The organism is Kribbella sp. NPDC059898 (genome assembly GCF_042730855.1).
Lineage (GTDB): Bacteria > Actinomycetota > Actinomycetes > Propionibacteriales > Kribbellaceae > Kribbella.
Genome location: NZ_JBHWKR010000001.1, coordinates 400,267 through 414,671 on the forward strand (window position 1 = coordinate 400,267; position 14,405 = coordinate 414,671).

General features: G+C 68.8%; 16 protein-coding genes. 9 read left to right on the forward strand and 7 right to left on the reverse strand.

Features of this window, described 5'->3' with window-relative positions:
* Window positions 1–13 precede the first annotated feature (13 nt).
* The 3 genes from ACFV9C_RS02060 (at window position 14) to ACFV9C_RS02070 (ending at window position 3,831) form a co-directional block, all read left to right on the forward strand.
* Entirely contained in the window at window positions 14–2,224 is a 2,211-nt protein-coding gene (locus tag ACFV9C_RS02060; RefSeq protein ID WP_380190058.1) for a family 43 glycosylhydrolase, read from the forward strand.
* The gene (locus tag ACFV9C_RS02065) at window positions 2,225–3,112 is read left to right on the forward strand and encodes a glycoside hydrolase family 43 protein (RefSeq protein ID WP_380190060.1); all 888 of its coding nucleotides are present in this window, start codon (window positions 2,225–2,227) and stop codon (window positions 3,110–3,112) included.
* A gap of 344 nt (window positions 3,113–3,456) precedes the next feature.
* Window positions 3,457–3,831 (forward strand): helix-turn-helix domain-containing protein, encoded by a 375-nt coding sequence (locus ACFV9C_RS02070; protein WP_380190062.1) that lies wholly within the window; start codon window positions 3,457–3,459, stop codon window positions 3,829–3,831.
* Between the two features lie 13 nt (window positions 3,832–3,844).
* On the opposite strand, the gene ACFV9C_RS02075 is transcribed toward ACFV9C_RS02070, so the two are convergent.
* On the reverse strand, window positions 3,845–5,212 hold the full coding sequence (locus ACFV9C_RS02075) for a PLP-dependent aminotransferase family protein (RefSeq protein ID WP_380190064.1): 1,368 nt from the start codon (window positions 5,210–5,212) through the stop codon (window positions 3,845–3,847).
* Window positions 5,213–5,229: 17 nt separating this feature from the next.
* Here ACFV9C_RS02075 and ACFV9C_RS02080 point away from each other — a divergent pair, with 17 nt between their 5' ends.
* The 3 genes from ACFV9C_RS02080 (at window position 5,230) to ACFV9C_RS02090 (ending at window position 8,157) form a co-directional block, all read left to right on the forward strand.
* Window positions 5,230–6,174 carry an RNA polymerase sigma-70 factor gene (locus tag ACFV9C_RS02080; protein ID WP_380190066.1) on the forward strand — a complete coding sequence of 315 codons (945 nt, stop codon included), beginning with the start codon at window positions 5,230–5,232 and terminating at the stop codon, window positions 6,172–6,174.
* Window positions 6,175–6,256: 82 nt separating this feature from the next.
* A complete protein-coding gene (locus ACFV9C_RS02085; RefSeq protein WP_380190068.1) occupies window positions 6,257–7,429 on the forward strand; it encodes an NAD(P)/FAD-dependent oxidoreductase in 1,173 nt (390 codons plus the stop codon).
* Between the two features lie 53 nt (window positions 7,430–7,482).
* Entirely contained in the window at window positions 7,483–8,157 is a 675-nt protein-coding gene (locus tag ACFV9C_RS02090) for a pyridoxamine 5'-phosphate oxidase family protein (protein ID WP_380190070.1), read from the forward strand.
* On the opposite strand, the gene ACFV9C_RS02095 is transcribed toward ACFV9C_RS02090, so the two are convergent.
* The 5 genes from ACFV9C_RS02095 to ACFV9C_RS02115 all read right to left on the reverse strand — a co-directional run bounded on the left by ACFV9C_RS02095 (window position 8,154) and on the right by ACFV9C_RS02115 (window position 11,862).
* Complete coding sequence (locus ACFV9C_RS02095) at window positions 8,154–8,939, reverse strand: ABC transporter permease (RefSeq protein WP_380190072.1); 786 nt, start codon at window positions 8,937–8,939, stop codon at window positions 8,154–8,156. The genes ACFV9C_RS02090 and ACFV9C_RS02095 overlap by 4 nt on opposite strands.
* The gene (locus ACFV9C_RS02100; protein ID WP_380190074.1) at window positions 8,936–9,877 is read right to left on the reverse strand and encodes an ATP-binding cassette domain-containing protein; all 942 of its coding nucleotides are present in this window, start codon (window positions 9,875–9,877) and stop codon (window positions 8,936–8,938) included. The genes ACFV9C_RS02095 and ACFV9C_RS02100 overlap by 4 nt, the downstream gene beginning before the upstream one ends.
* Before the next feature lie 119 nt (window positions 9,878–9,996).
* A complete protein-coding gene (locus ACFV9C_RS02105) occupies window positions 9,997–10,521 on the reverse strand; it encodes an EXLDI protein (protein ID WP_380190076.1) in 525 nt (174 codons plus the stop codon).
* 118 nt (window positions 10,522–10,639) lie between these two features.
* Window positions 10,640–11,248, reverse strand: a complete 609-nt coding sequence (locus ACFV9C_RS02110) for a hypothetical protein (protein ID WP_380190078.1) — start codon at window positions 11,246–11,248, stop codon at window positions 10,640–10,642.
* A 20-nt stretch (window positions 11,249–11,268) separates the two neighbouring features.
* The gene (locus ACFV9C_RS02115; RefSeq protein ID WP_380190080.1) at window positions 11,269–11,862 is read right to left on the reverse strand and encodes a hypothetical protein; all 594 of its coding nucleotides are present in this window, start codon (window positions 11,860–11,862) and stop codon (window positions 11,269–11,271) included.
* 81 nt (window positions 11,863–11,943) lie between these two features.
* Between ACFV9C_RS02115 and ACFV9C_RS02120 the strand changes: the two genes are divergently transcribed.
* A complete protein-coding gene (locus ACFV9C_RS02120; RefSeq protein WP_380190082.1) occupies window positions 11,944–12,390 on the forward strand; it encodes an Lrp/AsnC family transcriptional regulator in 447 nt (148 codons plus the stop codon).
* 225 nt (window positions 12,391–12,615) lie between these two features.
* On the opposite strand, the gene ACFV9C_RS02125 is transcribed toward ACFV9C_RS02120, so the two are convergent.
* Window positions 12,616–12,876: a cell division protein CrgA gene (locus tag ACFV9C_RS02125; protein ID WP_325039995.1), complete on the reverse strand. Its 261-nt coding sequence runs from the start codon at window positions 12,874–12,876 to the stop codon at window positions 12,616–12,618.
* 133 nt (window positions 12,877–13,009) lie between these two features.
* Between ACFV9C_RS02125 and ACFV9C_RS02130 the strand changes: the two genes are divergently transcribed.
* Window positions 13,010–13,747, forward strand: coding sequence for a DUF881 domain-containing protein (locus ACFV9C_RS02130; RefSeq protein WP_380190084.1), 738 nt, complete (start codon window positions 13,010–13,012; stop codon window positions 13,745–13,747).
* Window positions 13,748–13,764: 17 nt separating this feature from the next.
* A complete protein-coding gene (locus tag ACFV9C_RS02135) occupies window positions 13,765–14,382 on the forward strand; it encodes an aminodeoxychorismate/anthranilate synthase component II (protein ID WP_380190086.1) in 618 nt (205 codons plus the stop codon).
* Window positions 14,383–14,405: the final 23 nt, after the last annotated feature.

Below are 14,405 nucleotides of genomic sequence, written 5' to 3' on the forward strand. Positions count from 1 at the left end.
AGAGGACCCGCCCGTGCCTCCGAAACGACTACTCGCCGCAGTCATGACTGTGGCCGCGATCGCCGCCGGTACGACGGCCGCGACCGCCGCCCCGGTGGTGACCACGACGAACCCGATCACCTCCAGCTTCGCCGACACGTTCGCCGACCCGTCGATCATCCAGGGCCGGGACGGCTACTGGTACGCGTACGCCACCTCCGACCCGTTGGTGGCGAACGGCCCGTTCGGCCTGATGCACATGGCCCGGACCAAGGACTTCAGCTCCTGGGAGTACCTCGGCACGGTCTTCAACGACCAGACGAAACCGTCCTGGGCCGCGCCCGGCTCGTTCTTCTGGGCACCCGACATCCGGTACTTCGACGGTCACTACGTCATGTACTTCACCGTCACCGACACGCTCGCCAACCCCGGCGGCGACCCGGCGATCGGTGTCGCGACCGCCCCGACCCCCGCGGGTCCGTGGACCGCGACCGGCGGCCCGGTCGTCGCGCCGCGCCCGGACGGCAACGGCGGCTACCTCGGCACCATCGACCCGGCGATGCTGACCGCCGCCGACGGCAAGCGCTACCTGTACTACGGCGGCTTCTACGGCGGCATCTCCGTCACCGAGCTGAGCCCCGACGGCATGCACGCGGTCGGTACGCCGACGCAGGTCACGATCGGCGACCGCTACGAGGGCTCGTACGTCGTCTACCGCGACGGCTGGTACTACTTCATGGGCTCGTCGATGAACTGCTGCGCCGGCCCCACCACCGGGTACTCCGTGTTCGCCGGCCGGTCCCGCTCGCCGAAGGGCCCGTTCCTCGACGCCGACGGCGCGGCCCTCACCGACTCGCGGGTCGGCGGTACGACGGTCATCACCCAGAACGGCAACCGCTGGATCGGCCCCGGGCACCACGCGTTCATCACCGACGCGGCCGGGCAGGACCACATCGTCTACCACGCGATCGACCGGAACCAGTCGTGGCTGACCACGCCGTTCGGGATCAACCGGCGGCCGATGCTGATCGACAACATCGACTGGATCGACGGCTGGCCGCGCACCAACGCCGGCGCCGGCCCGTCGGAGAACCCGGTCGCCGCACCGACGACCGGCTCCGCCCTCGGCATCGACTCCACCGACCCGGCCGCCGGCCTGCTGGGCGCAACCCGCCAGCCAGGCGACGCCCTCGGCGGCCCAACCGCCACCATCAACGGCGCCGCCCAAACCCGCCAGCCCGCCCCAGCCGGCGCCCTCCGGGTGGAAGCAGACGCCAAACTAGGCACCTCCTTCACAACGGTTCTGGGTAATCAGGTGGTGACGACTGTCGCGAACAATCGTCTGACGGTGACGGTCGGTCGGCGTACGTCGTCCGTGACTCTCCCGGCGGACTTCGACCGCACCCAGTGGAACAAGCTGTCGGTACAAGTCTCCGAATCCACCGTGACAGCACGACTGAATGACGCCGGCCTAGGAGATGTTTACGGGGAGGTGCAGCTCGCAGTACCGGGGTTGGAGCTCAAGTCCGCGCCTGTGCGGTGGGTTGGGTCGGCTGAGGTGGACAACCTGACCGTTCGATCCGTTGCCAAGCCGGTCAAGAAGATGGTTGCGGTGCCGCGGGCCGGGAAGTTGCTGACCGGTGACAGCTTCGACGGGGCGCTCGGGTCCGACTGGTCCTGGGTACGCAAGGACGACAAGGCGACCGTTGCCGACGGCAAGTTGTCGTGGCCGTTGGAGAACGCCGACATGACCGGCTCGTCGAACAACGCCGGGCTGCTGTTCCACACCACGCCGGCCGGGGACAGCTGGATCGCCGAGACCAAGCTGCACCTCGACACCGGGCAGGGGGATGTCCGCAACTACCAGCAGGCCGGGATGATCGCGTACCTCAACGACAACGACTTCGCCCGGCTCGGCAACGTGGCGATCTGGAAGACCCGCCAGACGGAGTACGGCCGGGAGCTCGTCGCGCGCCCGTCCGACGGCGCGACGTCGTACGGCGCGGCCGCGATCGGCCGATCGGCGCCGACGCTGTGGATGCGGCTCGCGTACCACAAGAACGCCGCCGGTGAGCACGTGTACCGCGCGGGTACGTCGGTGGACGGGAAGAACTGGACCTGGGGCGCGTCCTGGGTGCTGCCGTCCGCGGCCAAGATCGGCATCTACGCGCACGGCGAGTTCACCGGCGCGAACCCGCCGCCGGTGGCGACCTTCGACTACCTCAACTTCTACGAAAGCAAGTGAATGTTCTCCAACCCGGTGTACGTCGGTGGGTTCGCCGATCCGCAGATCATTGCGGTGGGCAACGAGTACTACGCGTTCGCGACCAACGGACCGCTCGGCAACGTGCAGACGCTGACCTCCCGCGACCTGGTGTCGTGGCAGCCGGTGGGTGACGCGCTGCCGGCGGTGCCGGGTTGGACGATCCCCGGCTGGGTGTGGGCACCCGAGGTCGCGGTGCACGCCCCGGACCGGTACGTCATGTACTACACGTCCCGCGACGCCGCCGCCGATCGGCAGGCGGTCGGCGTCGCGGTGGCGGCCTCGCCCGAAGGTCCATATATCGACAAATCGACTAGTCCGCTCATCAGTCAGGCCGACGAGGGCGGATCGATCGACGCGTCGCCGTTCCAGGACTCGACCGGCAAGCGCTGGCTGTACTGGAAGAACGACGGCAACGCGATCGGCGTCGACACCTGGATCTACGTGTCCGAGCTGTCCGACGACGGTCTCACGCTGGTCGGTCCGGTGCACCGGATGATCAAGCAGGACCTGCCGTGGGAGGGCACGCTGGTCGAGGCGCCGTACATGGTCGAGCGGGACGGGAAGTTCCACCTGTTCTACTCCGGCAACGCCTACGACAAGGCGGCGTACGCCGTCGGTCACGCACTGTGCGAGTCGCCGATCGGGCCGTGCGTGAAGTCCGGCGACCCGATCCTGTCCAGCTCTCCCGACGCCGCAGGCCCGGGCCACAACATGGTCCTCGGCGACTGGTTCGTCTACCACGCCTGGGATCCAGAGCAGCCCGGCACCGATCCAAAGGGCCGCACAATGTGGCTGTCGCGCTTGACGTGGGACGGCGACACCCCGGTGGTACAGCCGCCGCTCGCACGGAATCCCTTGCAGCCGTAGGGCGGCGACCGCCGCTGAAGATAACGGTTCTGGATCGGCGATTGTGAGTTACTCAACGCGTCGATATGATTTTGAGGTCATATTAATCTGATGTCATAGTTGCGCGGTGCAGATCGACTGCGCTGCACTCAAACACCTCCAGGAACTCAAGGTACCGCCGACCCGCGAGGCAGAAACCGCAACGCTTCGCTGGGTGCGGCAGTCCAGGCGGCACCTGCTCTGGCGGGTTTCGCACCCGTATCGGCCCGGTATCGCAGTTCGGCTCATCCGTTCTACAACTCCGTCGGCGTTCGTGCCGACGGGCTCATCGACCAGTGGAAACGAGAAGCGATGAGGGGAGACTCATGAGCGGTATCGAGCCTGGCCGGAAGACTTTCGTGCGAGGGAACAAGCGGCTCGACGAATTGCTTGCTCGTCCGGACATTGCGTCCGGCGTTGCCGAAGTCGAGGCCGAGGCTCGTGAGCAGGATCGGGTGTACGCCGAGAGCCTCGCGATGATTCGCCGAGCCGGTGACCTCACCCAGGTCGAGGTGGCAGCGAAGCTCGGGGTCGGGCAAGCGGTGGTCTCGCGGCTCGAGCGGAGGAACGACATGCTGCTGTCGACCCTGGCGGATTACCTCCACGCGACCGGGGCGGAGCATCCGCGCATCGTCGCAGTTCTCAACGGAGTCGAGGTCGAGTTGGACCTCGACGAGTTCCGCGCACCGCGGTCGGCGTAGCCGGACGAGTCGCTCACCGGTGCGCGAGGACCGTGGTGAGGACGGTCAGGGCGCGGTGGAGGTCGGGGGCTGATGGGGTCGCGTAGCCGATCACCAGGCCTGGTGGTCCGGGGATGGTGCGGCGGTACTCGGAGAGGGGTGCTACCACGACGCCGGCCTGTCGTGCCGCGGCCGCGATGTGGCGGTCGTCGGTGTTGCCGGAGAGCAGGAGCGTGATGTGCAGGCCGGCGTCCTGGCCGATCACCTGGCCGTACGGCGCCAGCACCTCGCAGGTGAGGGTACGGCGTTCCGCGTACAACCGGCGGCTGCGCCGGACGGCGCGGTCCAGATAGCCGTCGCGGAGCATCGCGAGCAATGCGGCCTGCATCGGCCAGGCGGGCCAATCGCCGGTGCTCTTGCGGTGCGCGGCGAGCCGGTCGACCATCGCCTCGGACGCGACCAGCCAGCCGAGCCGGAGCGCTGGGCTGAGCGTCTTCGACAGCGTGCCGAGATGGACGACCCGTTCCAGGTCGAGCTGGGCCAGCGCGGGCAGCGGCGCGACGTCGTACCGGAACTCGCTGTCGTAGTCGTCCTCGATCAGCAGACTGCCGGTACGGCGTGCCCAGCGCACCAGTTCGTTGCGCCGGGCAACGGGTAGCCGGCCGCCGAGCGGGTACTGGTGGGACGGCGTCACGTACACGGCCTGCGCCTCGCCGGTCAGCGCCGCGACCTGCAGGCCGTCCTCGTCGACCGGTACGTCGACGATCTCGAGCCGGTGGTCGCGCGCGGCGGCGACCGCGTTCAGGTACCCGGGGTCCTCGATCGCGATCCGGTCGCCCGGGTGCCGCGTCACCGTCAGCAGCAGCCGCAGCCCGTGCACGGTCCCGTTCGTGACCAGCACGTTCTCCGGGCCGCAGGCGATACCACGGACCCGCGCGACGTGGTCCGCGAGCGCGGCCCGGAGCGCGGGCAGGCCGGGCGCGTCGTCGTACCCGCGGGGTGGGGACTGCGTGGAAACCTCCCGCCAGGCGCGCCGCCAGCCGGGGTCGGGCGTCGGCGCGATGTACGGGATGCCCGGGCGCAGGGTGAGGAGCTTCGGGTCGGCGTCGGGCTGAGGTGTTTTGGAACGTCGTACGGCGGGCTGCAACGGCGCGACGTCCGTGACGAAGGTGCCCGCGCCCGTACGGCCCTCGATCCAGCCCTCCGCGTGCAACTGGTCGTACGCCGCCTGTGTCACGGATCGCGACACGGACAGCTCCCGCGCGAGGTCCCGCGTCGACGGCAGCCGGTGCCCCGCCTGCAGCCTGCCGTCCATCACGGCCGCGCGGAACTGCTCGGCCACCTGCAGGTGCAACGGCACCCCGGAAGCTCGGTCGATCGTCAGCGGCAGCGAACTCTGCACGCGTCTAGGATTCCAGCATGGCCATGACCGCGGAGGACGTGTCCCGGTTCGAGCGGTCCCGGCGCCGGCTCGAGGCCATCGCGTACCGGCTGCTCGGGTCGGCGGCCGAGGCAGAGGACGCCGTACAGGAGACGTTCCTGCGCTGGCAGGCCGCGGACCTCGGGCGGATCGACGTACCCGAGGCCTGGTTGACGAAGGTGCTGACCAACCTCTGCCTGAACCAGCTGACCTCGGCCCGCGCGCGGCGGGAGACATACGTCGGCCAGTGGCTGCCGGAGCCGCTGCTCGACGGCGACCCGATGCTCGGTCCGGCGGACACGGCCGAGCAGCGCGAGTCGGTCTCGTACGCCGTCCTCACGCTGATGGAGCGGCTGTCGCCGAACGAGCGCGCGGTCTACGTACTGCGGGAGGCCTTCGACTACCCGCACCGCGAGATCGCGGAGATCCTCGAACTGACCGAGTCGGCGAGCCAGCAGTTGTTCCGCCGCGCGCGGCAGCATCTCGCGGACGGTCGCGCCCGGGCCGAGGTCGACGAGGCGGCGGCGCGGCGGATCGTCGACGAGTTCATCCTGGCCGCGACCAGCGGGCAGACCGAGTCGATCGTCCGGCTGCTCACCGCCGACGCGATCTCGGTCGGCGACGGTGGCGGGAAGGTCCCGGCCCGGACGACCGCGGTCGAGGGCGCGCTCGCGGTGGCCCGCTACCTGCGCGGCATCTTCAGGCCGACCGATGCGAAGCGGCTGTACGTCGGCGGCGCGGCGGAGGTCTACGCCTGGCCCGCCAACGGCGAGCCCGCGCTGGTGGTGCTCGTCAACGGCGAGGTCATCGGCGTGATCTGCGTCCAGGTGACCGGCGACGGCATCACCTCGGTCCGCACGCAGGCGAACCCGGACAAGCTGGCCCGCGCGACCGAGTTGTTCGCGGCCGCCGAGCACGGAGAGCCGCTGCTGACCATCCTGTGAGCTGCTTCACAGCACGTTCCTGTCATGAATCGGCGGGCTGCCCGGTTCAAGGGTCGACACCGCAGCAGACAGGAGCACGGATATGAAGCACCGCATCGTCGTCCTCGGCGCCGGGTACTCCGGAGCCGTCGCCGCCGGCCGCCTCGCCGCCCGGTTGTACCGCGACGAGGTCAGCATCACGCTGGTCAACGCCGAACCCGACTTCGTCGAGCGGGTCCGGATGCACGAGGTCGCCACCGGCCGCGACCTGAAACACCGGCCGTACGCCGAACTGTTCGCCGGCACCGGCGTGGAGCTGAAGCTCGCGAAGGTCACCGCGGTCGACGTCGAACGCAAGACGGTCGCACTGGAGTCGGAGGACCTGGAGTACGACACGCTCGTGTACGCGCTCGGCAGCGGGTGGAACTCGCAGGGCGTGCCCGGTGCGGCCGAACACGCGTACCAGATCGCCGGCCGCCCCGGTGCGCTCCGGCTGCGCGAGCGCCTGGCCTCGCTGTCGGCCGACCAGCAGGTGACCGTCGTCGGTGGCGGGCTGACCGGGGTCGAGTTCGTGACCGAGCTCGCCGAGTCGCGGCCGGATCTCGACGTCGCGCTGGTCGTCCGCGGCGGGCTCGGGGACTGGCTGTCGCCGAAGGGCCGCCGGCATCTCCGGAAGGTCGTCGACCGGCTCGGCATCACCGTGCACGAGAACGCCCGGGTGACCGAGGTCGCTGCCGATCATGTGGCGGTCGGCAGTTCGCTGATCCCGAGCGCGGTCACGGTGTGGACGGCCGGGTTCGCCGTCCATCCGATCGTGCAGGCGACCGCGTTGGAGGTCTCGGACACGGGGCGGATCGTGGTCGACCACACGATGCGGTCCGTCTCGCACCCGGACGTCTACGCGATCGGCGACGCGGCGTACGCGATGGGCTCGAAGAACAAGCCGTTGCGGATGTCCTGCGCGTCGGGTCAGCCGATGGCGTGGCAGGCCGCCGACTCGATCGCGGCCCGGCTGACCGGCGGCCGATTGCCGCACGCACCGCTGGCGTACTTCAACCAGTGCATCTCGCTGGGTCGCAAGGACGGGCTGATCCAGTACGTGACCACCGACGACCGGGCGGTCAACGCCGCGCTGACCGGTCGCGTGGCCGCGGTTTACAAGGAGTCGATCTGCAAGGGTGCCGCCTGGGGCGTCGTGAAGCCGACCCTCGGCCTGCCGGTCCGGCGCCGGCACGTCGTCCGACCGGCGGTCCCGTTGCGCGAATGGACTAGCTGATTCGTCGCGGAATGGCCCGTGTCGCCAGGCCACTGCGGATCGACCCTGGAGGCATGACCACATTGCAGCCGACTGCCCGGACGTCCCTCCGCCGCTCCAAGGAACGCGCCGCCACGGATCGCCAGGCGCTGTACGACGTGTTGCTCGACGGCATGTTCTGCCATCTGGGCGTCGTGGTCGACGGCGATCCGGTCGTCCTGCCGACGGCGTACGGCGTGGACCTGGAGCGCGGGGCGGACGGGACGCTGTACCTGCACGGCTCGGTCGCCGCCCGGAGCATGGTCGCCGCGCCGGAGCAGACCGTGTGCGCCACGGTCACGCACGCCGACGGGCTGGTGCTGGCGCGGTCGGCGTTCCACCACTCGGTGAACTACCGGTCCGCGGTGATCTTCGGCGTACCGCGGCTGGTCACCGACCCGGACGAGAAGCTGCACGGGCTGAACCGGATCGTCGACCACCTGGTCCCGGGCCGCTCGCTCGCCGTCCGGCCGCCGAACCGGAAGGAGTTGGCGAAGACGTCCGTCCTCGCGCTCTCGCTGACCGAGGCCTCGGTGAAGACCCGGTCCGGCGCCGCCAACGACGACGAGGAGGACCTCGACCTGCCGTACTGGACAGGCGTCATCCCACTCCACGTCGTCGCCGGCGAACCGGAGAACAATCCCGACTGCGACCTGCTGGTCCCCGCCCACGTCCGGACCCGCGCGAACCTGCTCGGCGCACCGTCCTAGGCCACAGTTCCCTTGTTGTAGTTCTTCTGGGCCCAGAAGTAGCCGACGATCGCGATCGCCACGCACCACGCTGCGGCCAGCCAGCCGTTGCCGCTGTCCATCGGCGTCCCCAGCAGCAGGTGCCGCAGGGTGTCGATGATCGGGGTGAACGGCTGGTACCGGGCGAACCAGCGGATCGCGCTCGGCATCGCGTCCAACGGGATGAACGTGTTGCTGAGGAACGGCAGCAGCAGGCTGATCGGCAGTACGACGTTGCTCGCGGCCTCGGGCGTCTTGCTGGTCAGACCGAGCGCGATCGCGAACCAGGTCAGCCCGAAGGTCAACGCGATCATCAGCACCGCGGCGAGCAGCCAGTCGACGACGGACGCGTCCGGGCGGAACCCGATCAGGATCGCGAACCCGACCACGAGCGCCAGGCTGACGATCGTCAGCAGCACGTTGCCGAGCACATGCCCGGTGAGTACGGCGGGCCGGAAGATCGCCATCGTCCGGAACCGGGCGACGATGCCCTCGGTCATGTCCATGCAGACCGCGACCGCGGGCGACATCGTCCCGGACGCGATCGACATCAGCAGGATGCCCGGAGTGAGGAAGTTGATGTACGCGCCCCGCCCGCCGCCACCGCCGAGGCCGTGCGCGAACGTATCGCCGAAGACCAGGCCGAACAGCAGGATCATGATCACCGGCATCCCGAGGGCGCCGAGGGACAGGCCCGGGTACCGCTGGGCGTGCCGGAGCGTGCGGCGGAGCATGGTCGAGGTGTCTTGGATTGCGTAGCTCATGATGCGGTGACCTTCTCGGTGGGCTGACCGGTGACGGCGAAGAACACGTCGTCGAGGTCAGGGGTGTGGACAGTCAGTTCGTCGACCTCGAGCGAGGCGTCGTCGATCCGGGCCAGCAGGTCGCGCAGCGCGTGCACGCTGCCGTCGTTCGGCACCTGCAGCACCAGGGCTTCGTGGTTCGGTACGGCGGTCGGCAGCACCTGGCCCGCGAGCGCGAACTCCTCGGGGGACGTGAACCGGAGCCGGATGTGGCCGCCGGGGGCGAGTCGCTTCAGTTCTTCGGCCGTACCTTGGGCGACGAGCCGGCCGTGGTCGAGGACCGCGATCCGGTCGGCCAGCTGGTCGGCCTCTTCGAGGTACTGCGTGGTGAGCAGAACCGTGACGCCGCCGGCGACCAGGTCGCGGATCATCGTCCACATGCTGTGCCGGCTGCGCGGGTCGAGGCCCGTCGTCGGCTCGTCCAGGAAGATGATCCGCGGGCGGCCGACCAGCGTCATCGCGAGGTCGAGCCGGCGCTTCATGCCACCGGAGTACGTCATCGCGAGCTTCTTGCCGGCGTCGGTCAGGTCGAACTGCTCGAGCAGCTCGTCCGCCCGGTGGCGGGCCTCCTGCTTGCCGAGGTGGTACAGGTCGGCCATCAGGATCAGGTTCTCCCGGCCGGTCATCAGACCGTCGACCGCCGAGAACTGCCCGGTGACGCCGATCGCGGCCCGGACCGCCTCCGGGTCCTTCGCCAGGTCGTGGCCGGCCACCCGGATCTCGCCGGCGTCGGCCGCGGCCAGGGTGGACAGGATCCGCACCACGGCGGTCTTGCCGGCGCCGTTCGGGCCGAGCAGGGAAAAGATGGTGCCTTCGGCAACGTTCAGGTCGATGCCGTCGAGCACGAGTTTGTCGCCGTAGGACTTGCGCAGTCCGCTGACGTCGATCGCTGGTGACATGAGAGGTCCTTGGGTGTTTTCGGGCAGGGGAAACCTGGCCCATTGGCTCGATTGGGTGGATTCGGGCGTGCCTGACCGCCCGGGCGCCCAGCGGGGCGCGTCCGGTGGTCTGCGTTCAGTTAGATGTCGAGGTCCTCGACGGCCGGTTGTTCGGCGGCCTCTTCGACGAGTTCGTAGAGGTCTTCCGGGATCAGTGCGCGGAGCTCCTCGATGGTGTCCACGACGTACAGCGTGGCCTCGCCCTGCGCCATGCTCCAGGACTGGTCGCTGCTCCAGTTGCCGACCCAGGAGCGCCAGCCGGTCAGGTACCGCTCGTCGTCGGCGCCCTGCTTGAACTGGTTGCGGCGGTCGGCGTGCAGGACGAACTTGCCGGTCCGGGTGCGGTACACCTGGAAGGCCTCGTACCCGGTGCTGCTGGAACGACCTCCTTCGGCGAGCAGTACGCCGGAGAACCGCTGCTTGCGGCCGGTGCCCCGGCCCACCCGCACGGTGATCTCGTCGTACCCCTCGAGGCGGCCTTCCTCCATCTCGACGTACTTCCGCAGCGCGATCGAGATCGCCGAGGACAGGTTCCCGGCGAGCTCCTGTGCGCGCTTGTAGAGCGGCAGGTCGTCGTCGGACACATAGATCGTCTTGTTGGGCATCGCTCTCCTCCTACGTAGAACTATACGCAGATCTCTCCGCATATGTCTACGTAGATCTGTACGTAGACGTGGAACGGCCCGCGACGGGGGATCCGTCGCGGGCCGTTTCGAGCCGCCTTTACCTCGGTGAGTACAGCCAGGGGTGCTTCAGGTCGAAGAAGGCCGGCGGGCCGGAGGCGAGGCTGTTCATCTCGTCCATGTCCGCCTGCAGCTCCGGTGGAGGCTGCTTCTGCTCCCCCTCGCGGGCTTCGGCCTCGGTCGTGAAGTACATCGCCATCGTGTAGTCGCCCTGGTCGTACATGGCGACCTCACTGCCGAGGATCTCGGGCCGGAAGACGGCCCATTCGTCGCGGTGCTGGCCCATCACTTCACGCGCGCGCTCCGGGTTGCTGCCGGCGCCCTGCATGACCTGGACGAAGCCGGCCGAGTCCGGATCGCCGTGGATGTCGGTGACCACGTCCTCGGTGTCGTGGAAGGTGGCATCGCCGCTGAGCAGCGAAGTGAACTCGTGCCACCACTTGTCCTGCGCCGGTGAGTCGCTGTTCCGCCGCGCGGTGTCGGCGGAGTCGAAGCGTGCCAGCGCGATGAACTGCCCGTCCGCGGTGACACCGGCGGTCGTCCCCAGCCAGCCGGTTGCCTCGGGCGCGAGTTCTTCCATCCACCGATCCATCGCGGCATGCGCCTGCTCTTCGTCGGTGACCTGGCCCTGAATGACCTGAACGAACATGGTGAGACCCTCCCCGTCTCTCAGGCCGCAAGTTGGCATTTCGACGGTACGCCCGCGCGGCGGGCGCGGGCGAGCATCAGGATGCTCGCGAGCACGCCGGTGGCACCGAGGACGATCAGGCGGGTGTCGGCCTTGTACAGGCCGAACACGAACCAGCAGGTCAGTTCGCCGAGGACCAGGCTCCAGGTGGCGGCCGAAATGCCGGTCGGCCGCGCGGTTCGGTACGCCGTCCACAACGACGGCGTGACCTGGACGATCGACGCGGCGGCCAGCACGCTGCCCAAGCCGATCCGGCCGCCGACGATCGCCGCGAGCAGGAGCAGTGCGGACCAGGCGGAGATCCATCCGATCGCGCGACGGTTCAACGCGCCGCGGCGTACCAGGAGGACGGAGAGCGTGCCGGCCAGCGTCGATGCCACGGTCGACGGCAGGCCGGCGGTCCAATAGCCCGAGGCCATGAAGTAGCCGAACCATGCCGCGTTGTTGATGCTCGTCAGCGTCGCCCACGCCCACGAGACGCCGGCGGTGTCGCCGGTGCGCCGCAGCTTGAGGATCTGCGGGAGGTACTGCGGGATGCCGAAACAGGCGGCGGCGATGGGCAGGAAGTCGAGCATGGAGCAAGATTAGGCCTGTTCGAGCGAACGTTTTGTGCGAATTTATGCTCTGATTGAGGTGTCGGCGATAGGATTCTTGCTGTGGATGCCATCGATCGACAGATCCTTGCCGCGCTCCAGGCCGAGGGACGGCTGACCGTCACCGAACTGGCGCAGCGGATCAGCCTCAGCGCGGCCCCGTGTCACCGCCGGCTCCGGGAGCTCGAGCGGTCCGGGGTGATCCGCGGGTACCGCGCGGTGGTCGACGGCGCGGCTGTCGGGCACGGGTTCGAGGTACTGCTCGCGGTCACCATCGACCGGGAAGGGGCAGTGGCCGAGTTCGAGGCCGGGCTCGCGGCGATCCCGGAGGTGGTGCACGCGGAGCGGCTGTTCGGTGAGCCCGACTACTTCATCCGGGTGGCGACCGCGGACCTGGAGTCGTTCCAGAAGCTACGCGACGAGCGCCTGGCGCGGCTGCCCGGCGTACTGCGCCTCACCTCCACCATCGTGATGAAGAAGATTGTGGACAGCCGCCCGCTGCCAACCTGAACGATGTGGAAACTCCAGCAGCCAAACCTGAGTTATCCACAGATTTGGCCCAGTTTTGGACACATTCGGTGGAGAACTAACTCCCAACCTGGGGATAACTCCCGCAAATCCGTGTGCACACCTGGGGACGCGGATGTGGATAACTCTGGGGTCGAGGCAAAAAGGAACCTCGACCGGGGCGCCCGTGGGCCCGGTCGAGGTCTGTGAGTAGAAGGGACTGAGCGGTCAGACCCACTGGGTGGAGACGACGAAACCGACCGCGATCAGGCCCATGCCGATCAGCAGGTTCCAGTTGCCGAGGTCCTTCATCACCGGGATGTCCTGGCCGGCCACGTAGAAGACGACCAGCCAGGCGAGACCGAGCAGCCAGCATGCCAGCATCAACGGCGCCACCCAGACGCGTGACTGGGTACGTGGCTTCTTCGGCGTCTTCTCCGCCTTGACCTTCTCGGTCTTCTTCTTGTTGCGACTGCTCGACTCGGGCACGTCTGAACTCCTTGTAAGGACGCATAAGCTGACCGCAGCAGGACCTGTTCCGGTCCGGTCCCGCGCTAGCGTAGTGCAGAGAGCAATCTGGAGATCACGGGTGCGTAGGTTGAGGCGGATTTCACTGTGGCGCGTGGGTGCGCCACTGGCGCTGATGTGCGCCGGTCTGCTGTTCGCGACCAGTGCCACCAACGCCCGGGGTACCGACCTGCGACCCAGCCGCAACACTACGCTCGCGGGCCTCGTCGAGGAACAGAGCCGGCGCAGTGCCAGCCTGGTCAAGCAGCACGCCGCGCTGACCCACGACATCGAGGCGTTGCAGGCGCAGCAGGGGTCCATCGACCCGAAGCTCGCCAAGCAGTTCGAGGACCTGTCCGAGCAGGTCGGCACCCGCCCGGTGACCGGCCCCGGTCTGACCGTGACGCTCCGGGACGCGCCGCCCGAGGTGGTCAGGGACAACCCGGACGTCGACGAGAACTGGCTGGTCATCCACCAGCAGGACATCCAGGCCGTGGTGAACGCGCTCTGGGCCGGCGGCGCCGAGGCGATGACGATCCAGAACCAGCGGGTCATCTCCACCACCGGCGTGAAGTGCGTCGGCAACTCGGTCGTCCTGCACGGCGTCCCGTACCTGCCGCCGTACACGATCTCCGCGATCGGCGACCGGCGGAAGCTGCAGAAGGCGCTCGACGACTCGCAGTACATCCAGAACCTGCAGGACTACGTCGTGAAGTTCCAGCTCGGGTACGACGTGAAGAACCAGTCCTCGCTGCAGATGCCGGCGTACGAGGGCAGCCTGGACCTGCAGGTCGCCACCGTCCCAGGCTTCCCGCACACCCCTTCGGTCAGCCCCACCGTCACCGGGCGGTAGCTGACACAATGGACCGCATGCCGCGGATCCTCGTCGTCGACAACTACGACTCCTTCGTCTACAACCTGGTGCAGTACCTGCAGCAACTGCGGGCCGACACCACCGTGCTGCGCAACGACGAAGTGACCCCCTGGCAGGCCGCGGAGTACGACGGGGTGCTGCTCTCCCCCGGTCCGGGTACGCCGGAAGAGGCCGGCGCCTGCGTCGACATCGTGAAGGAAGCCGGCGGCAAGGTCCCGATCTTCGGGGTCTGCCTCGGCCTGCAGGCGATCGGCGTCGCGTACGGCGGAGTCGTCGGGCGCGCGGACGAGCTGCTGCACGGGAAGACCAGCGAGGTGTTCCACCAGGGCGCCGGCGTACTCACCGGGCTCCCGTCGCCGTTCACCGCGACCCGCTACCACTCGCTGGCGATCGCCGAGGACAGCGTGCCCGACGTACTCGAGGTGACCGCGCGGACCGAGGCCGGCGTGATCATGGCGGCCCGGCACCGCGAGCTCGCGGTCGAGGGCGTCCAGTTCCACCCGGAGTCCGTGCTCACCGAGGGCGGCCACCGGATGCTCGCGAACTGGCTGACGATCTGCGGCGACCCGGACGCAGTCGCCAACTCCGCCGGCCTCGCGCCGGTGGTCAGCTGACCCGGACGAACCGAACCCCGTCG

What these genes read in the sequence shown, in the direction of transcription:
- ACFV9C_RS02105 (WP_380190076.1), bottom strand. Translation starts at nt 10,521, where the DNA reads ATGCCCAACAAGACGATCTATGTGTCCGACGACGACCTGCCGCTCTAC.
- ACFV9C_RS02085 (WP_380190068.1), top strand. Translation starts at nt 6,257, where the DNA reads ATGAAGCACCGCATCGTCGTCCTCGGCGCCGGGTACTCCGGAGCCGTC.
- ACFV9C_RS02115 (WP_380190080.1), bottom strand. Translation starts at nt 11,862, where the DNA reads ATGCTCGACTTCCTGCCCATCGCCGCCGCCTGTTTCGGCATCCCGCAG.
- ACFV9C_RS02095 (WP_380190072.1), bottom strand. Translation starts at nt 8,939, where the DNA reads ATGAGCTACGCAATCCAAGACACCTCGACCATGCTCCGCCGCACGCTC.
- ACFV9C_RS02135 (WP_380190086.1), top strand. Translation starts at nt 13,765, where the DNA reads ATGCCGCGGATCCTCGTCGTCGACAACTACGACTCCTTCGTCTACAAC.
- ACFV9C_RS02065 (WP_380190060.1), top strand. Translation starts at nt 2,225, where the DNA reads ATGTTCTCCAACCCGGTGTACGTCGGTGGGTTCGCCGATCCGCAGATC.
- ACFV9C_RS02110 (WP_380190078.1), bottom strand. Translation starts at nt 11,248, where the DNA reads ATGTTCGTTCAGGTCATTCAGGGCCAGGTCACCGACGAAGAGCAGGCG.
- ACFV9C_RS02090 (WP_380190070.1), top strand. Translation starts at nt 7,483, where the DNA reads ATGACCACATTGCAGCCGACTGCCCGGACGTCCCTCCGCCGCTCCAAG.
- ACFV9C_RS02100 (WP_380190074.1), bottom strand. Translation starts at nt 9,877, where the DNA reads ATGTCACCAGCGATCGACGTCAGCGGACTGCGCAAGTCCTACGGCGAC.
- ACFV9C_RS02070 (WP_380190062.1), top strand. Translation starts at nt 3,457, where the DNA reads ATGAGCGGTATCGAGCCTGGCCGGAAGACTTTCGTGCGAGGGAACAAG.
- ACFV9C_RS02080 (WP_380190066.1), top strand. Translation starts at nt 5,230, where the DNA reads ATGGCCATGACCGCGGAGGACGTGTCCCGGTTCGAGCGGTCCCGGCGC.